This window comes from Nocardia sp. NPDC127606, from assembly GCF_042671725.1.
In the GTDB taxonomy this organism is placed as follows: Bacteria; Actinomycetota; Actinomycetes; order Mycobacteriales; family Mycobacteriaceae; genus Nocardia.
The window spans coordinates 1-21,372 of the sequence record NZ_JBHXWQ010000002.1; the positions used below are offsets into that span (position 1 = coordinate 1).

Genomic DNA, 21,372 nt, shown 5'->3' on the forward strand with positions numbered 1-21,372 from the left:
CGTCAGTAGACGATGAGCAGACCGTCACCAGTCGACTTGAAAGCGAGCATGGGTAAAACCATCGGGGGTTCAAATCCCTCCGTCTCCGCCAAAGATCCGCAGGTCGGCCAGCGGACTTGCGGCGCGGGCCTCCGGAAAGCCTCTGACAGTGCTCGCACGAGCACAGGTGAGGAAAGTCCGGGTCGCCGGTCGCGGAGAACCGGATATTGCCGCAGAGACAGCCACCGTTCACGTCGCTCCTTGTGCTGGTGCCGTTTACCGACCCGATTGCCTATTGATCAGGTTGGGCCGTTGGTTGTTCGGAAGGTCTCGATTTCTTCGGCTCGGGTGCTCACCCATTCCAGGAGGCCGTGGAGCTTCTCGGCTGCCTCGTGGCCGATCGGTGTCAGGGCGTAGGAAACCTGTGGGGGGACAGTGGGTTCGACGGTGCGCTCGACCAGGCCGTAGTCGGTGAAGGTGCGCAGGTTCTGCGACAGCATCTTCTCGCTGATGCTGCCGATTCGGTCACGCAGGACGTGGTATCGCATCGTGCCGTCGAGGAGCGCGGCCAGGATCAGGACACCCCAGCGGCTGGTGACTTTGCCGAGGATGGCGTGGGCCGGACACTCTTTGTCGAATACGTCACGTCGACCGAGTGTGGGCCGGTCGCTGTCCGGGACTCCTACCGCCATGCCATGAGCTTACCTATCGGTATGGCCTTTCTATTGGAAAGTCCCCTTCGTACGGTTGGCCCATGGTGGATGTCAGCAAGGTTCTGGTGATCGGGGCGACCGGTCATGTCGGCGGTCAGGTGGCGGCGCAGCTCGCCGCGGGCGGAACGCGGGTGCGGGCGTTGGCTCGTGACCCGCGCGCGGCTTCGCTACCCCCGGATGTCGAGGTCGCGCAGGGGGATCTGACGGCCCCGGACACCTTGGACAGCGCCCTCGACGGCATCGACGCGGTGTACCTGACCTGGCCGATGTTGTCGGCGGAGATCGCGGAGCAGGTCGTCGCCCGCATCGCCGCACACGCGCGCCGCATCGTCCTGCTCTCCTCCGCCGCGGTCCGCGACGAACCGGCCGAACAGGACCACCCGATCGGCCGGGCACACGCCCTCATCGAGCAACCGATCACCGAGTCGACCCTGGAATGGACCTTCCTGCGCCCCGGTGGTTTCGCCACCAATACTGTCGAATGGGCGCCTCAGATCCGCGCGGGCGACGTCGTGCGCGGCGCGTACGGCGCTGCCACGATGCCCCTGCTGCACGAGGCGGATATCGCCGCGGTCGCCGTGCGCGCACTGACCACCGACGGGCACGCCGGGGCGAAATATCACCTCACCGGCCCAGCCGCGCTGAGCCGGATCGACCAGGTCGAAGCCATCGGTGCCGCGCTCGGCCGCACGTTGGTCTGGGAGGAGATCAGCCCCGAAGAGGCGATGGCGCACATGGATTGGCTCCCACCCGACATCGCGCGGGTGGTGCTGCGCGGACTCGCGGGCCTCGTCGACACACCGGGCTCGGTCACCTCCACCGTGCACGACGTCACCGGGTCACCTGCCCGCGACTATCGCCGATGGGCAGCCGACCACGTCGCCGATTTCCGCTGACTAGCCTTCGTCCCACGCCTGGATCGACGTCTGGTCGACGATGCGCCCGTCGCGCAGGTTCGCCATCGAGTGGGCGAGGACGCGGGTGCCGTCCGGATAGCGGCACGATTCCACGAAGGCGATATGGTCGCCGTCGATCAGGACGCTGTCGAGGGAGTGGGTCATCTCCCTGGCGCACACGTCGTCGAACATCGCGCTGATCTCCGAGCGGCCGTGCATCACCCGGGGGTGGCTCGGCTGGTCACGGTGGTCGACCATGCGGATCTCGGCATCGTCGCTGTAGAGCTTCAGCAGTGTTGCGGCATCACGGCTTTCGATTCCGCGGCGCAGTGCGTCGGCATCGAATCCCGAACTGGATGCGGTGCTCATCGGGGGCTCCCTCGCTCGTCGAAACGAGCCGGACCAGGGCGATTCGGCCCGTATCGAGAACCCTACGCCCGCCGTCGACCGTGCGTAACCCGTCGACCACCGGCCACCCACCGGGGTGGGTAGCCGGTTCGGCCGAGCGGGATGTCGTCGCGCCGAGTCAGGGTTCCTGGCGGCGGCGGTCGTCGACACCCTCGGTTTCCACACGTTCCTTGCGGACCGTCTCGGAGACCAACTTCTCGTCGTCGACTTCGTCGACCGCCAGCCGTACCCGTTCCACCGGGACGGCTTCCTTCTCGACGTGCACCTGGTCGGCGTGCAGGGTGACCTCGCGGTCCTCCTCGCCGATGGTCGCGCGCCCGGTGCGGTCGGTGATCGGCTCGCGTTCGACGTGCACTTCCTCGTGCGTCACCGGCACCTTGAAGGTCTGTTCCTCGGTGACCACGGTCTTGTGCAACCGTGCGGTGCCCACCTCTTCGCTCTCGGTGTCGACGCGCAGCTGCTCTTCCGAGCGCACCATCGAGTCGTCACCGTAGCGAGCGGTGTCGGACTGATCGGTCACGGTCCGCGCCGGGTTGCCGTGGGTCATCGGCATGTCGTCACCGGGGCGAATCCGCGGGCGCCCGTCGGCATTCCAGCCGGATGCGTGCGGGTCGACGTGGTAGTGCCGGAACAGTTCCTGCTCCGATTGTGCGCTGATCCGGGACCCGTCGTGGTACGGCGCCGACTTCACCAGCTGCTTGTCGACGTGCAGTCTGAGCGAGTCGTCGTCGGGCAGATGCTCGGCACCGGCCAGTGGAACCAGCGAGTCGTGGCTGAAGAATCCGGTCGAGACGGCGGCCCAGGTGGGCGCTCCGGACTGGTTGTCGAGGTAGATCTGCTTGACCTTGCCGATCTTGTTGCCGCGTTCGTCGTAGGCGGTGGCGCCGATCAGCGATTCCAGGGTCGATCTGCTCATGATGATCCCTCCTACCTGGTACGGAGGCCGGTCGCGGGCATGGTGGGCTCGTTCGCCGGCTCCGCTGGGGGTTGTTGGATGATCAATCGGTAGTAGCGTCCGGCACGGCCGGACTCGGCTACGTCACAGCAAATACCCGGTCGGTCATGAGCCAAACAGCCCGCCGTAGATCAGTCCCGGCGGACGAAATTCGGTCGAATGTCCAGGTCGGGCGCGTCGTAGTAGCGGTGGAAGGTGGGCGTCAGCCCGGACGAGATGGGCGGATTCACCCAACTCCAGTCGGTCGGGCACGCGCGCCCGGCGGCTTCCTCGCGCTGGACGTGATCGCAGAACTGCTTGGCCACGGTGTGATGGTCGACCATGTGTACGCCGGATGCGCGAAAGCTGTGCAGGACAGCATGATTGAGCTCGATCAGCGCTTTGTCGCGCCACAGCGTCCGCACCGACGAGGTGTCGAGACCCATCATGTCGGCGATCAGCGGCAGCATGTTGTAGCGATCGGTATCGCTGAGGTTGCGCGCGCCGATCTCGGTGCCGACGTACCAGCCGTTGAAGGGAGCGAAGGGGTAGCAAACACCGCCCACCTCCAGATCCATGTTCGAAACAGCGGGCAGTGCGTGCCATTTCAGGCCGAGCCCGGCGAACCACGGGTAGTCGGGGTGGATCAGGTCTACCTCGCGGACCAGCTCGCGCGGCACGTCGAAATACCGCACGTCCTCGGTGGGCGTGCTGATCAGCACCGGCAGCACGTCGAACGGCGTGCGCGCCCCGCGCCAGCCCAGCTCCAGCGCCTGTTCGGTGGCCGCGATATTGGCCGGATCGCCGGTGACGGTGCCGTCGCCGTTGCGGTAGCCGGCGTAGCGGATCAGCTGCGAGCTCTCGATCCGGTACTCGCCGCCGCCGGGTTCGGCCGCCGGGCCGACGGTGATCATCGACTGAATCGCGCCGCCGTTGGTGGCCAGGCGCAGATGCTGCCAGCACACCTCGGAAAGTTCCCGCGCAGAAGTAACTCGGCGGGCGTCGAGTAGCTTCAGCGATCGCCAATGTTTGCGGCCGACGCAGCGAGCGTGGTTGCGCCACGCCAGTTTCGCGCCGATCAAGATCTCTTCGGCGGTCTGGGTATAGGTGCCGGTATCGCGCAGTTCGGCGAGCGCGCCGAGGCGACGCTGGGTGGGCAGGTGCCCGAGTTCGGGGTAGCGGAAGAACTCGTCGCAGTCACGCAAGCGGCGATCCAACTCGACCGGCGGCGGCACGACGACATCGACTTTATCCGCCAAAGTCGCTGTGGGGATCGACTTTTCGCAGACGGCAGGACGAGAGCCTTGGTTCACGGTACATCTCCGGTCGGGCAGCAGGGTGCGGGGCCGTGCGGATGCACCCTCCGACGCGGGAAGATTGCCCGCCGAGAACACATTCACTCGACCGGTGGCGCGCGCCGACCGGGTGATCGGTCGACCCGAAATCAGCTTCGGCAAGCCTACGGCCGGTGTGCTGGCAGTGTGCTCGAATTCGCGGTAATCCCACGGCAACCCACGTCAAGGGTTGCTGACCGTGCGCCGGACTAACGGAACCGGGCCGCCGTCTCGGGTGCGGTGGCGAAGCTGAGGAACTGCTCGTTCTCGTGCGGATCGCCGACCGTCACCCGCACACCGTCACCGGCGAACGGCCGAACCAGCACGCCCGCAAGGGCACTCGCCTCGGCGAACTCGACACTGCGCTCGCGCAGCGGCAACCACACGAAATTGGCCTCGCTCGGCGGCACCTCGTAGCCCGCGGCCAGCAGCGCCTCGCGCAGCTGATGCCGTTGTGCCACCAGCACATCGGTGCGATCGAGCAGTTCGCCGCGCGCCTGCAGCGAGGCGATCGCGGCCGCCTGCGCGATCCTGTTCACACTGAACGGGATGTGGACCTTCAGCAGTGCGGCGATCACCTCGGGATCGCCCACCGCGTAGCCGACGCGCAGCCCGGCCAGACCGTAGGCCTTCGAGAATGTGCGCAGCACAACCACATTCGGCCTGGTGCGCGCGATCTCGACACCGTCGGGGCGGGTCTCGGGCGTCAGCCGCAGGTACTCGTAGTAGGCCTCGTCGAGCACAACGAGCACGTGTGCGGGCACCCGGTCGAGGAATCGCTCCAGCTCGGCGCGCCCGTGCGCGGTGCCGCTGGGGTTGTTCGGGTTGCAGACGAAGATCAGCTTGGTGCGCTCGGTGACCGCGTCGGCCATGGCGTCCAGATCGTGCAGGTGATCCTCGGTCAGCGGTACCCGCACCGCGGTGGCGTTGCCCACCTGCGTGACGATCGGGTACGCCTCGAACGAGCGCCACGCGAACACCACCTCGTCGGTGGGAGCGTCGCAGGTGATCTGCACGAGTTCCTGGCACAGCGCCACGCTGCCGCAGCCGACCGCGACATTTGCCACGGTGACCTCGAGGAACTCGGCGAGCGCCGCCCGCAGCTCGCTGACCTGATTGTCCGGATAGCGGTTGGCCAGCTCGGCGGATTCCGCGATCGCCTTGGCCGCGCTCGGCAACGGACCGAAGGTCGTCTCGTTGGACGCGAGCTTCACCGCATCCGGGTGGTTACGGCCGGGAACGTAGGCCGGGATGGTGGCGAGGTCGGGGCGGATGTGCGCGGTCACGCCTCCACCCTACGATGATCGGCTGCCGCGACATGCGGCGCGGCCGTCCAGACCTACCCAAGTCCAGTTCTGCCGCCTACGCTGGGTTTATGCCGGGCACTTACGACGACGTCGCGCCCCTGCGGCCGGTGGATGACGACACGGCCGTCGTCGCGCGACGTACGGCCGTGCCGATCACGGTGATCGAGCCCGAGCGGGTGGCCCGCGGCGGCATCGTTGTCCTGCACGAATCCCGCGAATTCTCCCCCCAGCTACTCGATCTGATGCGGGCGCTGTCGTTCGAGGGCTGGATCGTCGTCGCGCCGCATCTGTTCGACCGCATCGCCGACGCGCAGGTACACGAGGTGTTCGGTGACGACCTCTTCGACGACTTCGACGCCGGTTTCGACTGGCTCACCGGCCGCGGTGTCTTCCCCGACACGATCGGCGTCCTCGGTTTCGACAGCGCGGGCACCGCGGCCTTCCTCGTCGCCGCCACCCGCCCGATCGGCGCCGCGGTGAGCGTGGCCGCCCCCGGCATCATCGAACCGCTCCCCGACCAGAGCGCGGCCCTGATCGACATCGCCGCCGACCTCCAGGCCCCCTGGCTCGGGCTCTTCGGCGACGACGACCCGGCCACCCCACCCGAGGCGGTCGAACGCCTCCGCGAGGCCACGGCCAAAGCGGATGTGGCCAGTCTCACAATCGCTTATCCGGGCCTGAGTCACCGCGTCGACCGACCCGATCCCGAAGACGAGGCGGCCACCGCCATTCGCATCGACTCCCAGACCCGTATCTACGACTGGTTCGACAGCAACTTACGCTGATTGACCAGGCGTTTTGGACTACTACCACTGCTCGTGTAATCTTCATTCCCGGCGGTTCGACAAGGACCGGTGCCCTCGAAAGAGAAGGCTCCAGGAGGCGTGCCAGAGCGGCCGAATGGGACTCACTGCTAATGAGTTGTCCCTTCACGGGGACCGGAGGTTCAAATCCTCTCGCCTCCGCCACACCCAGCTTGCTGGGTAACAACTGAAGATGCACCACCATGCGCCCGTAGCTCAACGGATAGAGCACTTGACTACGGATCAAGAGGTTAGGGGTTCGAATCCCTTCGGGCGCACCGAAATCGACCCCGTATCAGTAGATACGGGGTCGATTTTTTTCGTAGGGGTCTGGTCAGTCCGGGCTGGCCGCTGCCAGGACTCTGGCGGTTTCGCGGGCAGTCGGGGCGGGGGTGGTGATTCCTTTGAGGCCGGCGACTTTCGCGTTGATGTTGTCGGCGACGGTGATCGGGGGGTAGCCCTGCTCGCCGGGGGCGAGGGTGCCGGGGAGGGCTTGGATCACCGCGTCGTGGTTGCCGTCGAAGAAGAAGGCGGCGGAGCGTCGGCGGCGGATGCGGCCGTCGATGATCGGCGGATCGACGCGGTGGAGGGTGGACATCCAGCGGTCGTTGGTCCAGCGGGCCATCGCGTCGCCGAGGTTGATCAGTAGCGCGCCTTCCGTGGGCTGCACGTTGTGCCAGTGGCCGTGTTTGTCGAGCACCTGCAGTCCGGGGACGCGGTCGGCCCACAGGATGGTGAGGATGCCGAAGTCGGTGTGCGCGCCCATGCCGGTCATATCGCCGTCGAGGCGCAATTCGCCCTCGGGCAGGGCGTAGTTGTTCATCTTCAGCGCGTCGATGGAATGGTCGGTGAGGGTGTCGAAGTAGTCGGCGGGTAGCCGCAGGGCTGCGGTGAAGGCGCGCAGCAGGATTCGCGACAGCCGCTGTGCGTGGGCGAAGTAGGTGTCGATCGCGGGACGGAAGCCCGGAGCGGCCTCGGGCCAGTTGTTGGCGGCATACGACGACGCGGGTAGGTCGAGGCCGGGGAAGTCGGTGAACTGGGTGCCGACGATGAAGGCCTCGTAGAAGTCGTTCATCTGATTCGCCGTGGGCAGTCCCAGACTCAGGCTCAGCGACTCCGACCTCGGCGGCGAGTAGCCACGGTTCTCCGAGGTCGAGCGGCGGTAGCGCTTCTTGATGTCGAGTGGCAGTGCGAAGAACTCGTCGAGCGCGTCGGTGAGTCCGGCGACCACCTCGTCGGGGATGGCATGGCCGACGATCTGCATGAAGCCGACCTCGCGGCAAGCGGTGTCGATTTCGGCGGCGACCGCCGCGCGACCGGCATCGTCGGTGTCGGTCAGAAAGGGAGTGATGTCGATGGTGGGGACGGTGAACGGGGACGTCATCTCTTCAGGGTCTATTGCATGTATTGCCTCCGCATTACAGAACCGGGGGAAGAGCAGACATGTAGTGAGCACGTAACTACCCGGAAACCGATCGGAAGTTGCATGTAGATGTCGCGCAGAAGGGCGCGACGACGAGGAGGACGACATGCAGAACCACCGACACCACAGGCGCGCCGCGGCCTCGGGAGCAGTGCTGTTGGCGGCGCTGCTCGCCGTCGCCGGCTGCGGCGCCGATTCCGCGGATCAAGGCGGCGCCGCTGTCGCGCTCGAACCCGCGGCGCCCGCGCAGACATTGCGCGGGGTGTGCCCGGACACGGTCACCATCCAGCTGCAGTGGCAGCCGCAGTCCGATCAGGGTGGGTTGTTCCAGCTGCTCGGCCCCGGGTATCGCGTGGACGAGGAGACCAAATCGGTCGAAGGGCCGCTGGTGGCGGGCGGCAAGGACACCGGTGTGCGGTTGCAGCTGCGCGCGGGTGGGCCCGCGATCGGTTTCCAGTCCGTCCCCTCGCGCATGTACGTCGACGACACCGTCACGCTCGGGGTGGTGCACGGCGAGCAGGTGATCGCGGCGAGTGCGGCCAAGCCGGTCGTCGCTGTCACCCCGTTGCTGAAATACAGTCCATCCATTCTGATGTGGGATCCGGCGAGTCACCCGGACTGGCGCTCGATCACCGATATCGGCCGCTCGAACGCGCCCGTGGTGGTGTCGAAGGAGCAGATCTTTCCGCAGTGGCTGGTGGCCAAGGGCCTGCTGAAACAGTCGCAGATCGATACCGGATACGACGGCGCTCCAGCCCGTTTCGTCGCCGACCCCACGATCGCCCAGCAGGGTTTCGCCAGCGCGGAACCGTACGTCTACGAGCACGAGGCCCGCGCCTGGAACAAGCCGGTGGCCTACGACCTGATCAAGAACTCCGGCTTCGACACCTACGCCTCGAATCTCACCGCGCGTGCCGACAAGCTCGACGGACTGGCGCCGTGTCTGGCCAAGTTGGTGCCGATCGTGCAGCAGTCCGGCGCCGACTTCGCCGCCGCACCGGCCGATACCAATGCCAAGGTCGTCGATATCGTCTCCCGCACACCGGCATTCACTCCATACCCGGCCGGTGAGGCCGAGTTCGCCGCTAAGCAGCTCGTCGAGCTCGGCCTGTTGGCGAACGAGGCCGACGGCTCCTTCGGGACCTACGAGCAGGCTCGAACCCAGCGCAACCTCGACGAGCTGCGGCCGATCCTGGTGGCGGGCGGAGCGGCGATCCCACCGGCGCTGACAGCCGGCGAGATCTTCACCAATCGCTTCACCGACCCGAAGATCGGCATTCGCTGACCACGAGGCGCCGCCGAACTGCGCTGGGGTGGAGGGGCTTTCGTCTCTCGGGCCCGGCTCATCGCTCGTCCCGGCGACGGGACGAGCCGGGGGAGGGTTTCCCTGTCGGGGCTACTTCCAGGCCGGGAGCGGCGGCAAGGGACCGGTCAGGTCGCTACCTGAGGTACGGCCGACGAGCCAGCCGAGGAGGGCGGCGGCGGGGCCGAGGACAGTGTGGCGGGGACGTCCAGGGCCGACGGTGGCGATGAAATCTGTGTCGGTGGACTGTATGTCGAAGGTGGGGGTGGCTTCGGGGAGGAGCTTGGCGGAGAGGTCGGCGATGGTCTCGGGGAGAAGCCGAGCGACGAAGGGGGCAGGCCAATCGGCGGGGGTGTAGCCGACGTCGAGGTCCACGTGGTGGATTTCGGTCTCGCGCAGGCGCATCCAGGGGATCTGGTCGGCGGTGAGGGTGCCGCCCTGGCGGTTGCGGACCTCGGCCTGCCAGTCGGCGGCGGGCATGGTGGCGGCGACGGCCTGCCAGCGGTGCGCCGTGGCGGTGAAGTCCGCGTGCTGCACGGTCAGCGGACGGGGCGCGCCTGCCTCGATATCGGCATCGCGAACGGCGACGCTCGGGTACTGCGGCATCTCGATGCCGGTGTGTGCCCACAGCAGCAGGTTCAACAGGCTGTCGGCATTGCGTGACATATGCGCCAGCACATGACCGCGCGTCCACCCCGGTAACAGGGACGGTTCGGCCAACGCCGTATCGGTGAGTGTGCCGATGGCGGCGTCGAAGCGCGCGGTGGAGGCGGCGACCTGATCGAGCAGGTCGGTGGGCGTTGCCGTTTCGCTGGTCACGGATTCGAGGGTAGTGCGCCGTTGTCGATGATCGCGTCGACTTCGATCTCCACCAGCAGGTCGGGGGCGATCAGCGCGGTGACCTCGTACATCGAGGCGGCGGGGCGGATCGTGCCGAACACCGCGGCGTGGGCGGCCGCGACCTCGGGCCAGCGGGCGATATCGGTGACGAACATGCGCGTGCGCACCACGTCGCGCACACTCGCCCCGGCCTGCTCCAGCGCGGCGGCGATGCGAGCCAGGACCTCACGGGTCTGGGCGCCGATATCGTCGCCGCCGACCGCGCCACCACCGGCGACAGCGGCGGTGGTGCCGCTGACGACGACCTGGTTGCCGACCCGTACCGCCCGCGAATACCCGACGACATCTTCGAAATCGGAGGCTGAGGAAATGTTCACCCGAGTTGTGGTCATGGTTGCCAGAATGGTCCACCGAGTGGTGGAGGACAATTCATTTCCCGGTCGTCTACCGGTCGGCTCGCGACGGTATGCATGCCAAGTGAACGCACGTCCAGGTCTACGCCTCCTTCCTCTCACCGCCGCTCTGTGCGCTGCCGCCGTGGTGGCGGGCTGCTCATCGCCGGATCCCGACGCCGGCTTCACCGCGGGCAAGGACCAGCCGCTGGTGATCTCGCTCGACGACCTGGTCGCCGAGGCGGGCGCCAGCGCGGTGCTGGGGGTCAGCCTCGAGCCCGAGCACGGCAACATCACTCGCCGCGCCGACGGCGCCTACGTCTACACCCCGAGCGCCGGCTACACCGGTCTCGACCAGTTCACCGTCACCACCACCGATGCGGTTCGCCTCTACACGACCGACATTCCGGTGCTCGGCGAGTTCGGTGGCACCACGGTGCAGGGCAGCGGTTTCGGCTCGGCCTGGACCGCGGTGCCCGGTAGCGCCGACGAGTTCTACGGACTCACCGACCGCGGCCCGAACGTCGACGGACCGGCGAAGAACGAGAAGCTCTTGCCCACACCGAGTTTCGTGCCCAAGATCGGCCGGTTCAAGCTGGTCGACAACAGGGCAGTGCTGCAGTCGAGCATCGAACTGCGGAGCAAGTCCGGCGTGCCGTTCAACGGGCAGGTCGACACCTCGGCCGGCACCGGCGAGACCATCAAGGACCTCCAGGGCAATGTCCTGCCTGCCACCGATCACGGCCTCGACCCCGAAGGCCTTGTGGCACTGGCCGACGGCACCTTCTGGATCTCCGACGAATACGGTCCGTTCCTGGTGCATTTCGATGCGAAAGGCACCGAGATCGAGCGGCTCGCGCCCGGCAACGGCCTGCCGAAGGAGATCGCGCTGCGCACGCCCAACCAGGGCATGGAGGGGCTGACCATCACCCCCGACGGCAGCACCCTGGTCGGCATGGTGCAGAGCGCGCTCAACACCCCCGGCCTGAACGGCTCGGCCAAGGAGGTGCCGTTCGCGCGGATCGTGACGGTCGATCTGAAGACCAAGGCGCAGAAGGAATTCCTGTACCCGCTGGAAAACCCGAAGCAGTCGAAGGTCGCGGTCTCGGAGATCACCGCGCTGAGCGCCACCACGTTCCTGGTCGACGAGCGTGACGGCAACCTCGCGCCCAAGTCGGACAAGAAGATCTGGACCATCGACATCGCGGGCGCGACCGATGTCGGCCCGCAGTCCGCTGTGCCGGGTGCGACCTATGACGCCGAGAAGGGCGGCCTGCTGATCGACGGCAAGCCCCTGGAGACGCTGATCGGGGTCACCCCGACCACCGAAGCCGTCGCCGCGCTGACCAAGGCGGGCGTCACCCCGGTCGCGAAGAAGAGCAACCTGGACCTGTCCGCACTGGTCGCCGCACTCGACGAGAAGGGCCGGTTCTTCGGCCACGACAAGATCGAGGGCATCGCCACCCTCGACGGCGGCAAGACCATCTACATCGCCAACGACAGCGACTTCGGCCTTGCCGCCAGTCAGGGCGAGCAGCCCCCGTTCGGCTTGAAGCCCAAGACGCTGCCCAACGGCGTGCAGGACACCGGCGAGGTGCTCGCGGTGGACACCACCAAGCTGCCCGCGAAGATCGACGGCTACACGGTCAAGATCACCGTCAAGTAGTCCACTCGCGGGCTTCCAGGAGCACCGCGGTGGCCAGGGCGAGCAACCACAGTGACATGGTGCCGACCTGGATGCGCTGGGCGATGCCGAGTGCGTAGGAGCCGGACAGGTTGTCGGCGACCATCATCCAGATGGTCGCCGCCGACCCGAGAACCAGCACGGCGACGCCGAATTCCCGCAGGATCCGCCAGCGGTGGTACCGGTAGGCGGCGGCGCTGAAGGCGAACGCCGCCACCGCGATCGAGGTGACGGCCAGTGTGCTCGTGAGCGCGTGCGGCTGGTGCAGCTGCGGAAACAGCCCGCTGTCGCCGCCGCACGCGCTGTCTCCCGGGGCGCAGTCGTGGAGCGGGAGCAGGGCGTCGGCGATGGTGGACGCGCCGAAACACAACAGGGCTGTCCAGCCGATCGTGGTCAGTCGGCGGCGCCGGAAAACGAGCAGTCCGCCCAGCGCCGCCGGGATCAGCAACAGGCCGACCACTTTGTCGGCGGTGCCGAACACCGCGCGGTAGGGCTTGCCCTCGGCGTCGAGTTCGCTGAGGAAGTCGTTGACCGGGTCGGTGTCGATCGGCAGCGCGAATTCCAGCAGCCAGGACGAGTAGCACAGGCCCGCGATCGCGATCGCGAGCGCGATCAGCAACGAGTAGCCACGGGTGTGCCGTGCGGATTCGGTCACACCGACCATTGTGCGTGTCCGGCCTCCACCGCCCGGATCAGGCGCGTCGAGAGCGAGGACGTGGTTTCATCGAGGCATCACAGGCACGCACAGGTTGCTGTCAGGTTCACCGTGCAGGGTGGTTGGTAACCAACGGAGAGGTCCTCGATGAGCTACGTGATCGCGCTGGCAGGTTTCGCCACGATCCTCGCGCTGGCCGTGTCCGGTTTCGTCGCGGCGGATGCGTCGCGCGCACGGGTGCGGGTGCGCGCCGAACGCAGTCCGCGTCGTCGCTGAAGAATTCGATAATTGCAGGTCAGTCAGGTTTGGAGCGGTTCACCAGTGCGGTGATCCGCTCCGCTGCCGCTTGCGGATCTTCATGCTCCCAGACCCGGATGACCGCCCAGCCTGCCGCTGTCAACGCGATGTCGGTGGCCCGATCGCGGGCGACATTGCCCGCCAGCTTGTCGGCCCACCACTGCGCGTTGTTCTTCGGATCGGTCGCGTGATCAGGGCAGCGATGCCAGAAACAGCCGTCGACGTAGACGGCGATGCGCAGTCGCGGAAACACCACATCCGCGCGACGGCGCTGACCTTTGATGGGCGGACGGTCGACGAAATAGCGCAGGCCCGCGCGGTGCAATTCGCGACGTAGTGCCAGTTCGGGAGCGGTATCAGCGCGTCGCTGCTTGGACATGCGTGCGCTTGTCGCGGCGTCGGTCACGAGCTTTCGCGCGCTCATGCCGCCCAGCCGCCCATGCGGTCGAGGTGATCCCGGACATCGTCGAGGAATCCGGGCGGGAAGCGCAGGCTTCCCATCTCGGTGCGGCGCAGGAATCCCGCCGTCGCGCGCGGGGAGAGCAGGCGGGGTTCGGTGAGGAAGTTCTTCAGGTCCTCGTAGGGCTCGTGGACCGGCCAGGTCGAGAGGGGGACGCGGTGCACGACGCCCGCGTGACCCCAGGCGGCGCTGGGCCACGGTTGGCCCGTGGCTATCGGTTCTCCCACGGTCAGCGGCTCCGACGGCGCGGCCAGGCGTTCGCCGACCCAGTTCGCCATCCGCACGCTCACCGCGTTGCCCACCAGTTTCCAGCGATGACCGTGGCGCACCCCGGGAACATCGAGGGCGGGGGCGGTCCAGTCGGCGTCGAAGCCCTGTAATCGTTCACCGTCGACGATCCCCGGCGTCACGATCTCGCCCGCGGGCAGCCGGACCGCGGGCGGACTGGCGATGCCGAGACCGGAACCACCCTTCAGGGTCGGTACCGCGTTCACCGCCCAGCCGAGGCCGCGCACACCCTCGGTCCAGTAGAAGCCACACGGATCGCAGTCCGGATCGCCGTAGTCGCGGGGGCCTGCGTCGTCGCCGAACAGCACCTGGCGGGGGTCCTCGGTGCGCGAAGCCAGCATCAGCACGCGCTGCCGCCGTTGCGGCAAGCCGAACGCGCGTCCGTCGACGACCCGATACGCCCAGGCGTATCCGAGTTCCTCCAGCGCGGCGGTGATGTGACGCATGGCCGCGCCCCGGCCCAGCTGCAGCATGAACGGGACATTCTCGATCAACAGCCACCGGGGCCCGCGCTGCCTGCGAACCAGGCGGAACACTTCGTCGACCAAGCCGGATCGACGACCGGTGATGCCTGCGGTGCGCCCGGCCTGTGAGAGGTCCTGGCACGGGAAACCGGCTGCGACCAGCTCGGTGCCCGCCGGCAGGGACCGCAGACGGGTGATGTCGCCGTGCAGGTCGGTGTCGGGAAACCGTGCCGCGAGAACACCCTGAGCGCCGGGATCGATCTCACACAGCAGCTCCGACGCCCAACCATGCCTGCTCAGACCGAGTTCGAGCCCGCCGATCCCGGCGAACAACCCGACCATCCGCGACAACGAGACTCCTGTGTTTTCGGAGCGCCGGCGCGCTCGGGTTAGCGGCCACCGGGTGGTCCGCTCTTCAGCGACCCGTTCCCTCGCGCCTGGGGCGAATTGTATCGGTCCCCTGAACAGGCGAGGGCCGCGAACGAATCCTTCCCGACGACGGGTGCCGCGTCGCCCGGCAGGGGTAGACGGGCGGGCTCCGGCCGAGGAAAATCGGTGGCCGGGGGTGGGGGTGCTCTGGGACTCTTGACGGGCCGAACTTGTCGGACCCCGGTGCGAACATCACCTGGCGTCCGTTCCGGAAAACCCAACCAGCCGACCGGGCATCAAGGGGGAGTTTTGTCTGTCACATCAGAGCTGGCGGCCGCCGAATCGGAGGCCGACAGATCGGAGCGGCCGTCGCCGCGGTCGAGTGGGGGAATGCGGTCGCTGCGGCGATTTCTGCCCTTTCTCCGGCCGTACCGGGTGCCGCTGCTGCTGGCCAACGCGCTGGCGATCGTCACCGCGAGCACCGCGATCGCGATTCCGCTCGTCATCGCACGGGTGGTCGACGGGCCGATCGCGCGGCGGGATTTTGTCGGTCTGCTGGCGCCGGTCGCGCTGATCTTCCTGCTCGGATCACTCGAGTCGTTCGGTATGTGGGGCAGGCGATGGCTGGTGTCCAAGCCTTCGACGATGTTCGAAATCACCATGCGCGCCAAGCTTTTCGCGCAATTGCAGGCCCTGGCGATCGGCCGCCACGACGGCTGGCAGTCGGGTCAGCTGCTCTCGCGCGCCATCGACGATCTGTCGGTGATGCGGCGGTTCGTCGCGTTCGCCGGTCCGTTCCTCATCGTCAACGGGGTGATCATGCCCACCGGGCTGATCGTGTTGTTCGCGATGAACTGGCAAGTGGGACTGATCTTCACGGTGACGTCCCTGCCGCTCACGCTGTTCTGCGCGCGCTTCGTCCGCCGATTCGAGGTGGCCTCGCGGCGTTCGCAGGACCAGTCCGGCGACCTGGCCACCATCGCCCAGGAATCCGCGCAGGGCGTGCGGGTGCTCAAGGCGCTGGGGCGCGGCCGTTTCTTCGGGATGCGTTTCACCGCGCTCTCGCGCGAACTGCGGCGCACCGAAATGGAGAAGGTGCGCCTCGACGCCACGCTGTGGGCGGCGTTGGTGACCTTGCCGACCGTATCGATCGCGGTGTCGCTCGGGGTGGGTGGCTACTCGGTGGTACACGGGTCGATGACGATGGGCACGCTCGTCGCGAGCATCACGCTGGCCACGTTCCTGCAGTGGCCGATCATCTGGCTCGGGTTCCTGCTGTCGGAGCTGTTCGAGGCGCGCACCGCGGCCGATCGCTTCTGGGAGATCATCGACACCCCGCTCGACATCACCGACCCGCCGCACCCGGCGGAACTGCCTGACCCGCCGCGCGGGGAACTGGTCATCGACCGGGTCCGCTTCGCCTACCCGCGATCCGACGACGGTCCGGAACACACCGTGCTGGAGGAGATCTCGCTGCGGATCCGGCCGGGGGAGACGGTCGCGCTCGTCGGCGCGACGGGCAGCGGCAAGACCGCGCTGCTCGAGCTGATTCCCCGGCTCTACGACGTCAGCGCGGGCCGGATCACCATCGACGGCGTCGACATCGCCACGCTGCGCCTGGCGGAGCTGCGCCGGGTGGTGACGGTGGCCTTCGAGGAGCCGGTGCTGTTCTCGGCCAGCGTGCGCGAGAACGTGGCGCTGGGCGACCCGCGCGCCACCGACGTCGACGTGCGGCAGGCGCTCGATATCGCGCAGGCGGGCGAGTTCGTCGACGCGTTGCCGTGGGGGCTCGACACCCGCATCGGCGAGCAGGGCATGAGTCTGTCGGGCGGCCAGCGTCAGCGTCTTGCCCTGGCCAGAGCTGTGCTCACCGGCGATACCGCCGCCCACGGACGGATCATGGTCCTCGACGATCCGCTGTCGGCGCTGGACGTGGAAACCGAAGAGCGCGTGCAGGATCAGCTGCGGGCAGTGCTCTCCGGTGCCACCACCCTGCTCGTCGCGCACCGACCGTCCACTGCCGCGCTGGCCGACCGCGTCGCGCTGCTCGCCGACGGACGCATCGTCGCCGAGGGCAGCCACGAGAAGCTGCTGCGCACGAGCAACCACTACCGCGAGCTGATGGGAGGTGAACCATGAGCACCGAGACCGTGACAACGGAAAAGGCAGTGCCGGAGGAGAAATCCGATCTGGCGGCCGACTGGCGCGGTATCGCCAAAGAGGACGACGCCGTCACCGGGACCGGAAACCTGGTGCTGGCCGGGCGATCCCGGCGGTTGCTCCTCGATCTGGTGCGGCCCTACCGCAAGCAGGCGATTCTCACCTTCGTCCTGATCCTGCTCGACAACGCGGCCAAGGTGTCGCTGCCGCTGTTCATCGCCTACGGGCTCGACCACGGCATCAGCCAAGGCCGCCAAGGCAATTGGACGCCGATGATCGCCACCGTCGCCGGATTCGTCGCGGTGACGGTGTTGTCGGGACTCACCACCTTCGCCTTCCTGCGGGCCTCCGGGTGGCTGAGTCAGCGGGTGCTGTTCGACCTGCGGGTGCGCGCGTTCCGGCACACGCAGCGATTGAGCGTGTCGTTCCACGAGAAGTACACCTCGGGCAAGGTCGTCACCCGGCTCACCAGCGATATCGAAGCGCTGCAGGAACTGCTCGAAGGCGCGCTGAATCAGGCGCTGAGCGCGGTGATCTCGGTAGTGACCATCGCGGCCCTGCTGATCTGGCTCGACCCGCTGCTCGCCTCGATCGTGCTGATCGGGTTCGTGCCGCTGGTGCTGGTCACCCGGTGGGCGCAGCGGCGTCAGCGCGCGGGCTACCGGCGCACGCGCGGGGCGATCTCGCGCGTTGTGGTGCAGTTCGTCGAGTCGATGAGCGGCATGCGGGCGGTGCAGGCGTTCCGGCGTGAACACCGCAACGAGGAGGTTCTCGGCACCGAGGATTCGGCGTACCAGAAGGCGACGACCACCGCGGTCCGCGGGATGGGCGACTACGTCGGCCTCTCCAACTTCATCGGCAAGCTGACCACGGTGATCGTGCTGCTGGTCGGCGCCTGGCAGGTGATGGAGGGCAACCTCGCGATCGGTGTGCTGGCCGCGTACCTGCTCTACCTCGACCAGTTCTACGGTCCGCTCGACGAACTCGCGCAGGTGTTCAACTCCTACCAGTCCGCCGCCGCGGCGCTGGAGAAGATCTCCGGCGTGCTCGAGGAGGAACCGGCCGTCGCCGAACCCGAACGCCCGGTTGTGCTCGAGCGGGCGGCCGGTGCGGTGCGGATGGACCAGGTCTGGTTCGGCTACAACACCACGTCGGTGCTGCCGGAATTCGACCTGGAGATCCCGGCCGGACAGGTGGTGGCGCTGGTCGGCGCCACCGGTGCGGGCAAGTCGACGCTGGCGAAACTGCTCACCCGGTTCTACGACCCGAGCGGTGGCGTCATCACGCTCGACGACGTGGATCTGCGCCACCTGGTCGATGTCGAGCTGCGCAGGCACGTCGTGATGATCACGCAGGAGGCGTACCTGTTCTCCGGCACCATCGCCGACAACATCCGGCTCGGCAGGCCCGACGCGACCGACGCCGAGGTCGCCGCGGCCGCGCGTGCGGTGGGGCTGGACGCCTTCGTCGGCGGACTTCCCGACGGCTATGCCACCGATGTGCGCACGCGCGGCGGCAGGCTCTCGGCGGGTCAGCGTCAGCTGGTGGCGTTCGCGCGGGTGTTCCTCGCCGATCCGGCGGTGATCGTCCTCGACGAGGCCACCTCCAGCCTGGATATCCCCGGTGAGCGGCTGGTGCAGCACGCGCTGGAGACCCTGCTGCGCGACCGCACGGCCGTGATCATCGCCCACCGGCTGTCCACCGTGGCCATTGCCGACCGGGTGCTGGTGCTCGACGGCGGCCGGATCGTGGAGGACGGCGCACCGGCCGAGCTGATCGCGGGCCAGGGCCGCTTCGCGGGATTGCACGCCGCATGGCGGGATTCGCTGGTGTGATGCGCCCGTGTTGTGCAGTGCCGGGGCTGGTGTCGCTTACCGTAGAGAGGTGACGACCCCAGCCCCGGGCCCGGCCGACGGCCCCACCGAGATCAGACCTGCCTCCCGGTGGCCTGCGGTGCTCACCTGGCGTGCCCACGACAACACCCGCATGGAGTCGGTGCGGGTGACGGTGAACGGCAATCGGATCAGGGCGGCGGGCCGGATGATCGGCTGTGCCGGCGATGAGCACCCGGCCTTCAGCGCGTCGTACGACCTGGTCACCGACGAAGCGGGCGCGACGCGGCGGCTGTCGCTGCGCACCACCACGGCGGCCGGTGAACGCCATGCCTCGATCTCGCGCGACGAGGAGAACTACTGGCTCGTCGACGCGGGCGGCACCCACGTGCGCTCCACCTTCGGCGGCGCCCTCGACGTCGACGTGGTGCTGAGCCCGTTCTTCAACACGCTGCCGATCCGCCGGTTCAGCCTGCAGAACGCCGTCGGCGACGTCCAGGTTCCGGTCGTCTACGTGCGACTACCCGACCTGCTGGTGCAGGAGGCCGAGCTCACCTACTCGAGCGCGTCCGACGGGATCAACGTTCTCTCGCCGGTCTCGAGCGCCACCCTGACGGTCGACCCGGATGGTTTCGTCCTCGACTACCCGGGACTGGCCGAACGCGCCTGATTCCGCGAGCAGTACTTCAGAGCACGCGGAGTACCCCGCCCTCGCGACCTGCGCGGTGCAGCTCACCGAGCCAGTCACCTGCGCCCGGGGTGATACCGGTGATGTCCCAGGTCGTGCGGTCGTCGTAGGCGGTGCGGCCGCGGAAACCCGTGTCGACGAGAGCGCCGAGACGGCCGTCCGCGCGCAGGGATTCGCGGGCAGTGACGAGTGTCTCGATGGCCTCGTCGAGCACCTGTTCCAGCGCGGCCGCGTTCGGCTCGCAGATGGCGCGCACGAGGTCGGGCGCGGTGCCCGCCACCCGGGTTCCGTCCCGGAACGAGCCCGCCGCCAGGCCGAGCGCCAGCTTCCCGCCCGCGGCCCCCGTTCCGGCCAGCGCTTCGGCCAGCACATGCGGCAGATGCGAGATCCGCGCGACAGCCCGATCGTGTTCTTCGGCGAGCACCGGAACCACCACCGACCCACAGTCCAACGCGAGCCGCACCACCCGCGACCACGGTTGCACCCGCGTTCCCCCGTCCACTCCGACGGCCCAGACCGCACCCTGGAAAAGATCGGAATCAGTGGCAGCCCACCCGGATTGGGATGTTCCCGTCATCGGATGCCCGCCCACGTACAAAGCTTCGAGCCCGTGCTTTCGCACCGCGTCCAGCACCGGCCCCTTCACGCTCACCACATCGGTCAGCGGGCACCCGGGCGCGAGCGCGGCGATGTCGGCCAGCAGGTGTTCGACCGCGGGCATCGGCACCGCGATCACCAGCAGCGCGTCCACCTCCGCAGCCCGAACCAGCACCGCGGACAGGTCGCCGGACACCTCGAATCCGTCCTGACGCGCCGCCGAAACGCCGGATTCGGAGCGGTTGTAGCCGAACGCCCGGTACCCCGCCGCGACGGCGGCGCGCAGCAGTGAACCGCCGATCAGGCCGGTCCCGAGGACACAAACAGCCCCACGCTCGTCGATGCTCATCGGAACAGATTGGCACACGAGTTCATCATTAGGGGTGGGACAGACTACCGTTTGGTCCATGGCAGCACAGCGCTCGGGCACGAACAGGGCGACGTCGGATGACGACTTCGACGTCGAAGGGTTCGCAGTGGCCGTGGTCCGCGAAGAAGGCACATGGCGGGTCAGCCCGCTCAGCTCCGATGCCCTGCACGATCTGTCGGCAGCCGAGACCGAACTGAAGGCTTTGCGCAGCTCAGGTGCGGTGTTCGGCCTGATCGACGTCGACGACGAATTTTTCATCGTGTTGCGTCCCGCGCCGAGCGGCACCCGGCTGCTCGTCTCCGACGCCACCGCGGCGATCGACTACGACATCGCCGCCGACGTCCTCGACGCGCTCAATGTCGAGATTCCCGACATCGACCCCGACGACCTCGACGACGTCGAACCGTGGGAAGAGGGCGACCTGGGCGTCCTGGCCGACCTCGGCCTGCCCGAACCGGTCCTCAGCGTGATCATCGCCGAAACCGACCTCTACCCCGACGAGCAGCTCGGCATGATCGCCCAGCGCCTCGGTTTCGCCGACGAATTCGCCGCGGCCCTGGACAAAATGCCGAGGTGACCGACGAGGAGATGATGCGCGCCGCCCTGGCGGCCGCAGCCGACGCCGACCCGCGCGATGTGCCGGTCGGCGCCGTCGTCTTCGACGCACAAGGCCGTGAACTGGCCCGCGCCACCAACGCGCGAGAGGCCCTCGGCGACCCCACCGCGCATGCCGAAGTCCTGGCCTTGCGCGCGGCCGCGGCGGTCCACGGCGACGGCTGGCGGCTCGAAGGCGCGACCCTCGCGGTCACCCTCGAACCTTGCACGATGTGCGCGGGCGCCCTGGTCCTGGCGCGAATCGGCAAGGTGGTGTTCGGCGCCTGGGAACCCAAAACCGGTGCCGTCGGCTCGCTCTGGGACGTAGTCCGCGACCGCCGTCTCAACCACCGCCCCGAAGTCCGCGGCGGCATCCTCGAACCGGATTGCGTCGCCCTCCTCGACACCTTCTTCAAAAACCAACGCTGACCAGCCGATTTAACAATCTCGCACCCACTCCGGTACCGTAGTCGGCGGTGGCGTGTCCGAGCGGCCTAAGGAGCACGCCTCGAAAGCGTGTGAGGGGTAACCCCCCTCCGAGGGTTCAAATCCCTCCGCCACCGCCAAGAGCCCCTCACTTGT

General features: G+C 67.8%; 22 protein-coding genes and 3 tRNA genes. 13 read left to right on the top strand and 12 right to left on the bottom strand.

The window, feature by feature from the left end:
* Positions 1–278: 278 nt before the first annotated feature.
* Complete coding sequence (locus ACFVJ5_RS10760; RefSeq protein WP_379219819.1) at positions 279–671, bottom strand: winged helix-turn-helix transcriptional regulator; 393 nt, start codon at positions 669–671, stop codon at positions 279–281.
* 62 nt (positions 672–733) lie between these two features.
* Here ACFVJ5_RS10760 and ACFVJ5_RS10765 point away from each other — a divergent pair, with 62 nt between their 5' ends.
* Complete coding sequence (locus ACFVJ5_RS10765) at positions 734–1,588, top strand: NAD(P)H-binding protein (protein ID WP_379219820.1); 855 nt, start codon at positions 734–736, stop codon at positions 1,586–1,588.
* On the opposite strand, the gene ACFVJ5_RS10770 is transcribed toward ACFVJ5_RS10765, so the two are convergent.
* From ACFVJ5_RS10770 to hisC, 4 genes are all read right to left on the bottom strand, one after another.
* Positions 1,589–1,957: a nuclear transport factor 2 family protein gene (locus tag ACFVJ5_RS10770; protein ID WP_379219821.1), complete on the bottom strand. Its 369-nt coding sequence runs from the start codon at positions 1,955–1,957 to the stop codon at positions 1,589–1,591.
* A gap of 157 nt (positions 1,958–2,114) precedes the next feature.
* Complete coding sequence (locus tag ACFVJ5_RS10775) at positions 2,115–2,912, bottom strand: DUF2382 domain-containing protein (RefSeq protein WP_379219822.1); 798 nt, start codon at positions 2,910–2,912, stop codon at positions 2,115–2,117.
* Positions 2,913–3,082: 170 nt separating this feature from the next.
* Positions 3,083–4,165, bottom strand: a complete 1,083-nt coding sequence (locus tag ACFVJ5_RS10780) for a nitric oxide synthase oxygenase (RefSeq protein ID WP_379219823.1) — start codon at positions 4,163–4,165, stop codon at positions 3,083–3,085.
* Between the two features lie 308 nt (positions 4,166–4,473).
* On the bottom strand, positions 4,474–5,550 hold the full coding sequence (gene hisC / locus ACFVJ5_RS10785; RefSeq protein ID WP_379219824.1) for a histidinol-phosphate transaminase: 1,077 nt from the start codon (positions 5,548–5,550) through the stop codon (positions 4,474–4,476).
* A gap of 89 nt (positions 5,551–5,639) precedes the next feature.
* Between hisC and ACFVJ5_RS10790 the strand changes: the two genes are divergently transcribed.
* The 3 genes from ACFVJ5_RS10790 (at position 5,640) to ACFVJ5_RS10800 (ending at position 6,652) form a co-directional block, all read left to right on the top strand.
* Positions 5,640–6,356, top strand: a complete 717-nt coding sequence (locus ACFVJ5_RS10790) for a dienelactone hydrolase family protein (protein ID WP_379219825.1) — start codon at positions 5,640–5,642, stop codon at positions 6,354–6,356.
* A gap of 93 nt (positions 6,357–6,449) precedes the next feature.
* Positions 6,450–6,539: transfer RNA gene (locus ACFVJ5_RS10795), tRNA-Ser, on the top strand.
* Positions 6,540–6,579: 40 nt separating this feature from the next.
* A tRNA-Arg gene (locus tag ACFVJ5_RS10800) sits at positions 6,580–6,652 on the top strand.
* Positions 6,653–6,708: 56 nt separating this feature from the next.
* Here the strand turns inward: ACFVJ5_RS10800 and ACFVJ5_RS10805 are convergent.
* Positions 6,709–7,758 (bottom strand): isopenicillin N synthase family dioxygenase, encoded by a 1,050-nt coding sequence (locus ACFVJ5_RS10805; RefSeq protein ID WP_379219826.1) that lies wholly within the window; start codon positions 7,756–7,758, stop codon positions 6,709–6,711.
* A 145-nt stretch (positions 7,759–7,903) separates the two neighbouring features.
* Between ACFVJ5_RS10805 and ACFVJ5_RS10810 the strand changes: the two genes are divergently transcribed.
* Positions 7,904–9,082: a nitrate ABC transporter substrate-binding protein gene (locus ACFVJ5_RS10810; RefSeq protein ID WP_379219827.1), complete on the top strand. Its 1,179-nt coding sequence runs from the start codon at positions 7,904–7,906 to the stop codon at positions 9,080–9,082.
* Positions 9,083–9,193: 111 nt separating this feature from the next.
* On the opposite strand, the gene ACFVJ5_RS10815 is transcribed toward ACFVJ5_RS10810, so the two are convergent.
* Both ACFVJ5_RS10815 and ACFVJ5_RS10820 read right to left on the bottom strand, forming a co-directional pair.
* Positions 9,194–9,919, bottom strand: a complete 726-nt coding sequence (locus ACFVJ5_RS10815; RefSeq protein WP_379219828.1) for a maleylpyruvate isomerase family mycothiol-dependent enzyme — start codon at positions 9,917–9,919, stop codon at positions 9,194–9,196.
* Positions 9,916–10,332 carry a RidA family protein gene (locus tag ACFVJ5_RS10820; RefSeq protein ID WP_379219829.1) on the bottom strand — a complete coding sequence of 139 codons (417 nt, stop codon included), beginning with the start codon at positions 10,330–10,332 and terminating at the stop codon, positions 9,916–9,918. Before ACFVJ5_RS10820 ends, ACFVJ5_RS10815 begins: the two co-directional genes overlap by 4 nt.
* Positions 10,333–10,417: 85 nt before the next feature.
* Between ACFVJ5_RS10820 and ACFVJ5_RS10825 the strand changes: the two genes are divergently transcribed.
* Entirely contained in the window at positions 10,418–11,998 is a 1,581-nt protein-coding gene (locus ACFVJ5_RS10825) for an esterase-like activity of phytase family protein (RefSeq protein ID WP_379219830.1), read from the top strand.
* On the opposite strand, the gene ACFVJ5_RS10830 is transcribed toward ACFVJ5_RS10825, so the two are convergent.
* Positions 11,991–12,671, bottom strand: coding sequence for a DUF998 domain-containing protein (locus ACFVJ5_RS10830; protein ID WP_379219831.1), 681 nt, complete (start codon positions 12,669–12,671; stop codon positions 11,991–11,993). The two genes, ACFVJ5_RS10825 and ACFVJ5_RS10830, sit on opposite strands and share 8 nt — an antisense overlap.
* Positions 12,672–12,818: 147 nt before the next feature.
* Here ACFVJ5_RS10830 and ACFVJ5_RS10835 point away from each other — a divergent pair, with 147 nt between their 5' ends.
* Positions 12,819–12,947: a hypothetical protein gene (locus tag ACFVJ5_RS10835; RefSeq protein ID WP_378638519.1), complete on the top strand. Its 129-nt coding sequence runs from the start codon at positions 12,819–12,821 to the stop codon at positions 12,945–12,947.
* Positions 12,948–12,966: 19 nt separating this feature from the next.
* On the opposite strand, the gene ACFVJ5_RS10840 is transcribed toward ACFVJ5_RS10835, so the two are convergent.
* Both ACFVJ5_RS10840 and ACFVJ5_RS10845 read right to left on the bottom strand, forming a co-directional pair.
* A complete protein-coding gene (locus ACFVJ5_RS10840) occupies positions 12,967–13,392 on the bottom strand; it encodes a very short patch repair endonuclease (protein WP_379219832.1) in 426 nt (141 codons plus the stop codon).
* The gene (locus ACFVJ5_RS10845; RefSeq protein WP_379220601.1) at positions 13,389–14,522 is read right to left on the bottom strand and encodes a DNA cytosine methyltransferase; all 1,134 of its coding nucleotides are present in this window, start codon (positions 14,520–14,522) and stop codon (positions 13,389–13,391) included. The genes ACFVJ5_RS10840 and ACFVJ5_RS10845 overlap by 4 nt, the downstream gene beginning before the upstream one ends.
* 417 nt (positions 14,523–14,939) lie before the next feature.
* Here ACFVJ5_RS10845 and ACFVJ5_RS10850 point away from each other — a divergent pair, with 417 nt between their 5' ends.
* The 3 genes from ACFVJ5_RS10850 to ACFVJ5_RS10860 are packed head-to-tail and all read left to right on the top strand — an operon-like array spanning position 14,940 to position 19,211.
* Complete coding sequence (locus ACFVJ5_RS10850; RefSeq protein ID WP_379219833.1) at positions 14,940–16,688, top strand: ABC transporter ATP-binding protein; 1,749 nt, start codon at positions 14,940–14,942, stop codon at positions 16,686–16,688.
* On the top strand, positions 16,685–18,544 hold the full coding sequence (locus tag ACFVJ5_RS10855) for an ABC transporter ATP-binding protein (RefSeq protein WP_379219834.1): 1,860 nt from the start codon (positions 16,685–16,687) through the stop codon (positions 18,542–18,544). Before ACFVJ5_RS10850 ends, ACFVJ5_RS10855 begins: the two co-directional genes overlap by 4 nt.
* 49 nt (positions 18,545–18,593) lie before the next feature.
* A complete protein-coding gene (locus tag ACFVJ5_RS10860) occupies positions 18,594–19,211 on the top strand; it encodes a putative glycolipid-binding domain-containing protein (protein ID WP_379219835.1) in 618 nt (205 codons plus the stop codon).
* A 16-nt stretch (positions 19,212–19,227) separates the two neighbouring features.
* Here ACFVJ5_RS10860 and ACFVJ5_RS10865 read toward each other — a convergent pair whose 3' ends face one another.
* Positions 19,228–20,175, bottom strand: coding sequence for a prephenate dehydrogenase (locus tag ACFVJ5_RS10865; protein WP_379219836.1), 948 nt, complete (start codon positions 20,173–20,175; stop codon positions 19,228–19,230).
* A gap of 58 nt (positions 20,176–20,233) precedes the next feature.
* Between ACFVJ5_RS10865 and ACFVJ5_RS10870 the strand changes: the two genes are divergently transcribed.
* From ACFVJ5_RS10870 to ACFVJ5_RS10880, 3 genes are all read left to right on the top strand, one after another.
* Positions 20,234–20,773, top strand: a complete 540-nt coding sequence (locus tag ACFVJ5_RS10870; RefSeq protein WP_101464885.1) for a tRNA adenosine deaminase-associated protein — start codon at positions 20,234–20,236, stop codon at positions 20,771–20,773.
* 11 nt (positions 20,774–20,784) lie between these two features.
* The gene (locus tag ACFVJ5_RS10875; RefSeq protein WP_378638685.1) at positions 20,785–21,219 is read left to right on the top strand and encodes a nucleoside deaminase; all 435 of its coding nucleotides are present in this window, start codon (positions 20,785–20,787) and stop codon (positions 21,217–21,219) included.
* 46 nt (positions 21,220–21,265) lie between these two features.
* A tRNA-Ser gene (locus ACFVJ5_RS10880) sits at positions 21,266–21,356 on the top strand.
* Positions 21,357–21,372 lie beyond the last annotated feature (16 nt).

Excerpts from the sequence above, each read along its gene's own strand:
- ACFVJ5_RS10775 (WP_379219822.1), bottom strand. The coding sequence starts at position 2,912 with ATGAGCAGATCGACCCTGGAATCGCTGATCGGCGCCACCGCCTACGAC.
- ACFVJ5_RS10770 (WP_379219821.1), bottom strand. The coding sequence starts at position 1,957 with ATGAGCACCGCATCCAGTTCGGGATTCGATGCCGACGCACTGCGCCGC.
- ACFVJ5_RS10810 (WP_379219827.1), top strand. The coding sequence starts at position 7,904 with ATGCAGAACCACCGACACCACAGGCGCGCCGCGGCCTCGGGAGCAGTG.
- ACFVJ5_RS10760 (WP_379219819.1), bottom strand. The coding sequence starts at position 671 with ATGGCGGTAGGAGTCCCGGACAGCGACCGGCCCACACTCGGTCGACGT.
- ACFVJ5_RS10870 (WP_101464885.1), top strand. The coding sequence starts at position 20,234 with ATGGCAGCACAGCGCTCGGGCACGAACAGGGCGACGTCGGATGACGAC.
- ACFVJ5_RS10875 (WP_378638685.1), top strand. The coding sequence starts at position 20,785 with ATGATGCGCGCCGCCCTGGCGGCCGCAGCCGACGCCGACCCGCGCGAT.
- ACFVJ5_RS10790 (WP_379219825.1), top strand. The coding sequence starts at position 5,640 with ATGCCGGGCACTTACGACGACGTCGCGCCCCTGCGGCCGGTGGATGAC.
- ACFVJ5_RS10855 (WP_379219834.1), top strand. The coding sequence starts at position 16,685 with ATGAGCACCGAGACCGTGACAACGGAAAAGGCAGTGCCGGAGGAGAAA.
- ACFVJ5_RS10850 (WP_379219833.1), top strand. The coding sequence starts at position 14,940 with ATGCGGTCGCTGCGGCGATTTCTGCCCTTTCTCCGGCCGTACCGGGTG.
- ACFVJ5_RS10845 (WP_379220601.1), bottom strand. The coding sequence starts at position 14,522 with ATGGTCGGGTTGTTCGCCGGGATCGGCGGGCTCGAACTCGGTCTGAGC.
- ACFVJ5_RS10765 (WP_379219820.1), top strand. The coding sequence starts at position 734 with ATGGTGGATGTCAGCAAGGTTCTGGTGATCGGGGCGACCGGTCATGTC.
- ACFVJ5_RS10840 (WP_379219832.1), bottom strand. The coding sequence starts at position 13,392 with ATGAGCGCGCGAAAGCTCGTGACCGACGCCGCGACAAGCGCACGCATG.
- ACFVJ5_RS10865 (WP_379219836.1), bottom strand. The coding sequence starts at position 20,175 with ATGAGCATCGACGAGCGTGGGGCTGTTTGTGTCCTCGGGACCGGCCTG.
- ACFVJ5_RS10835 (WP_378638519.1), top strand. The coding sequence starts at position 12,819 with ATGAGCTACGTGATCGCGCTGGCAGGTTTCGCCACGATCCTCGCGCTG.
- ACFVJ5_RS10805 (WP_379219826.1), bottom strand. The coding sequence starts at position 7,758 with ATGACGTCCCCGTTCACCGTCCCCACCATCGACATCACTCCCTTTCTG.
- ACFVJ5_RS10820 (WP_379219829.1), bottom strand. The coding sequence starts at position 10,332 with ATGACCACAACTCGGGTGAACATTTCCTCAGCCTCCGATTTCGAAGAT.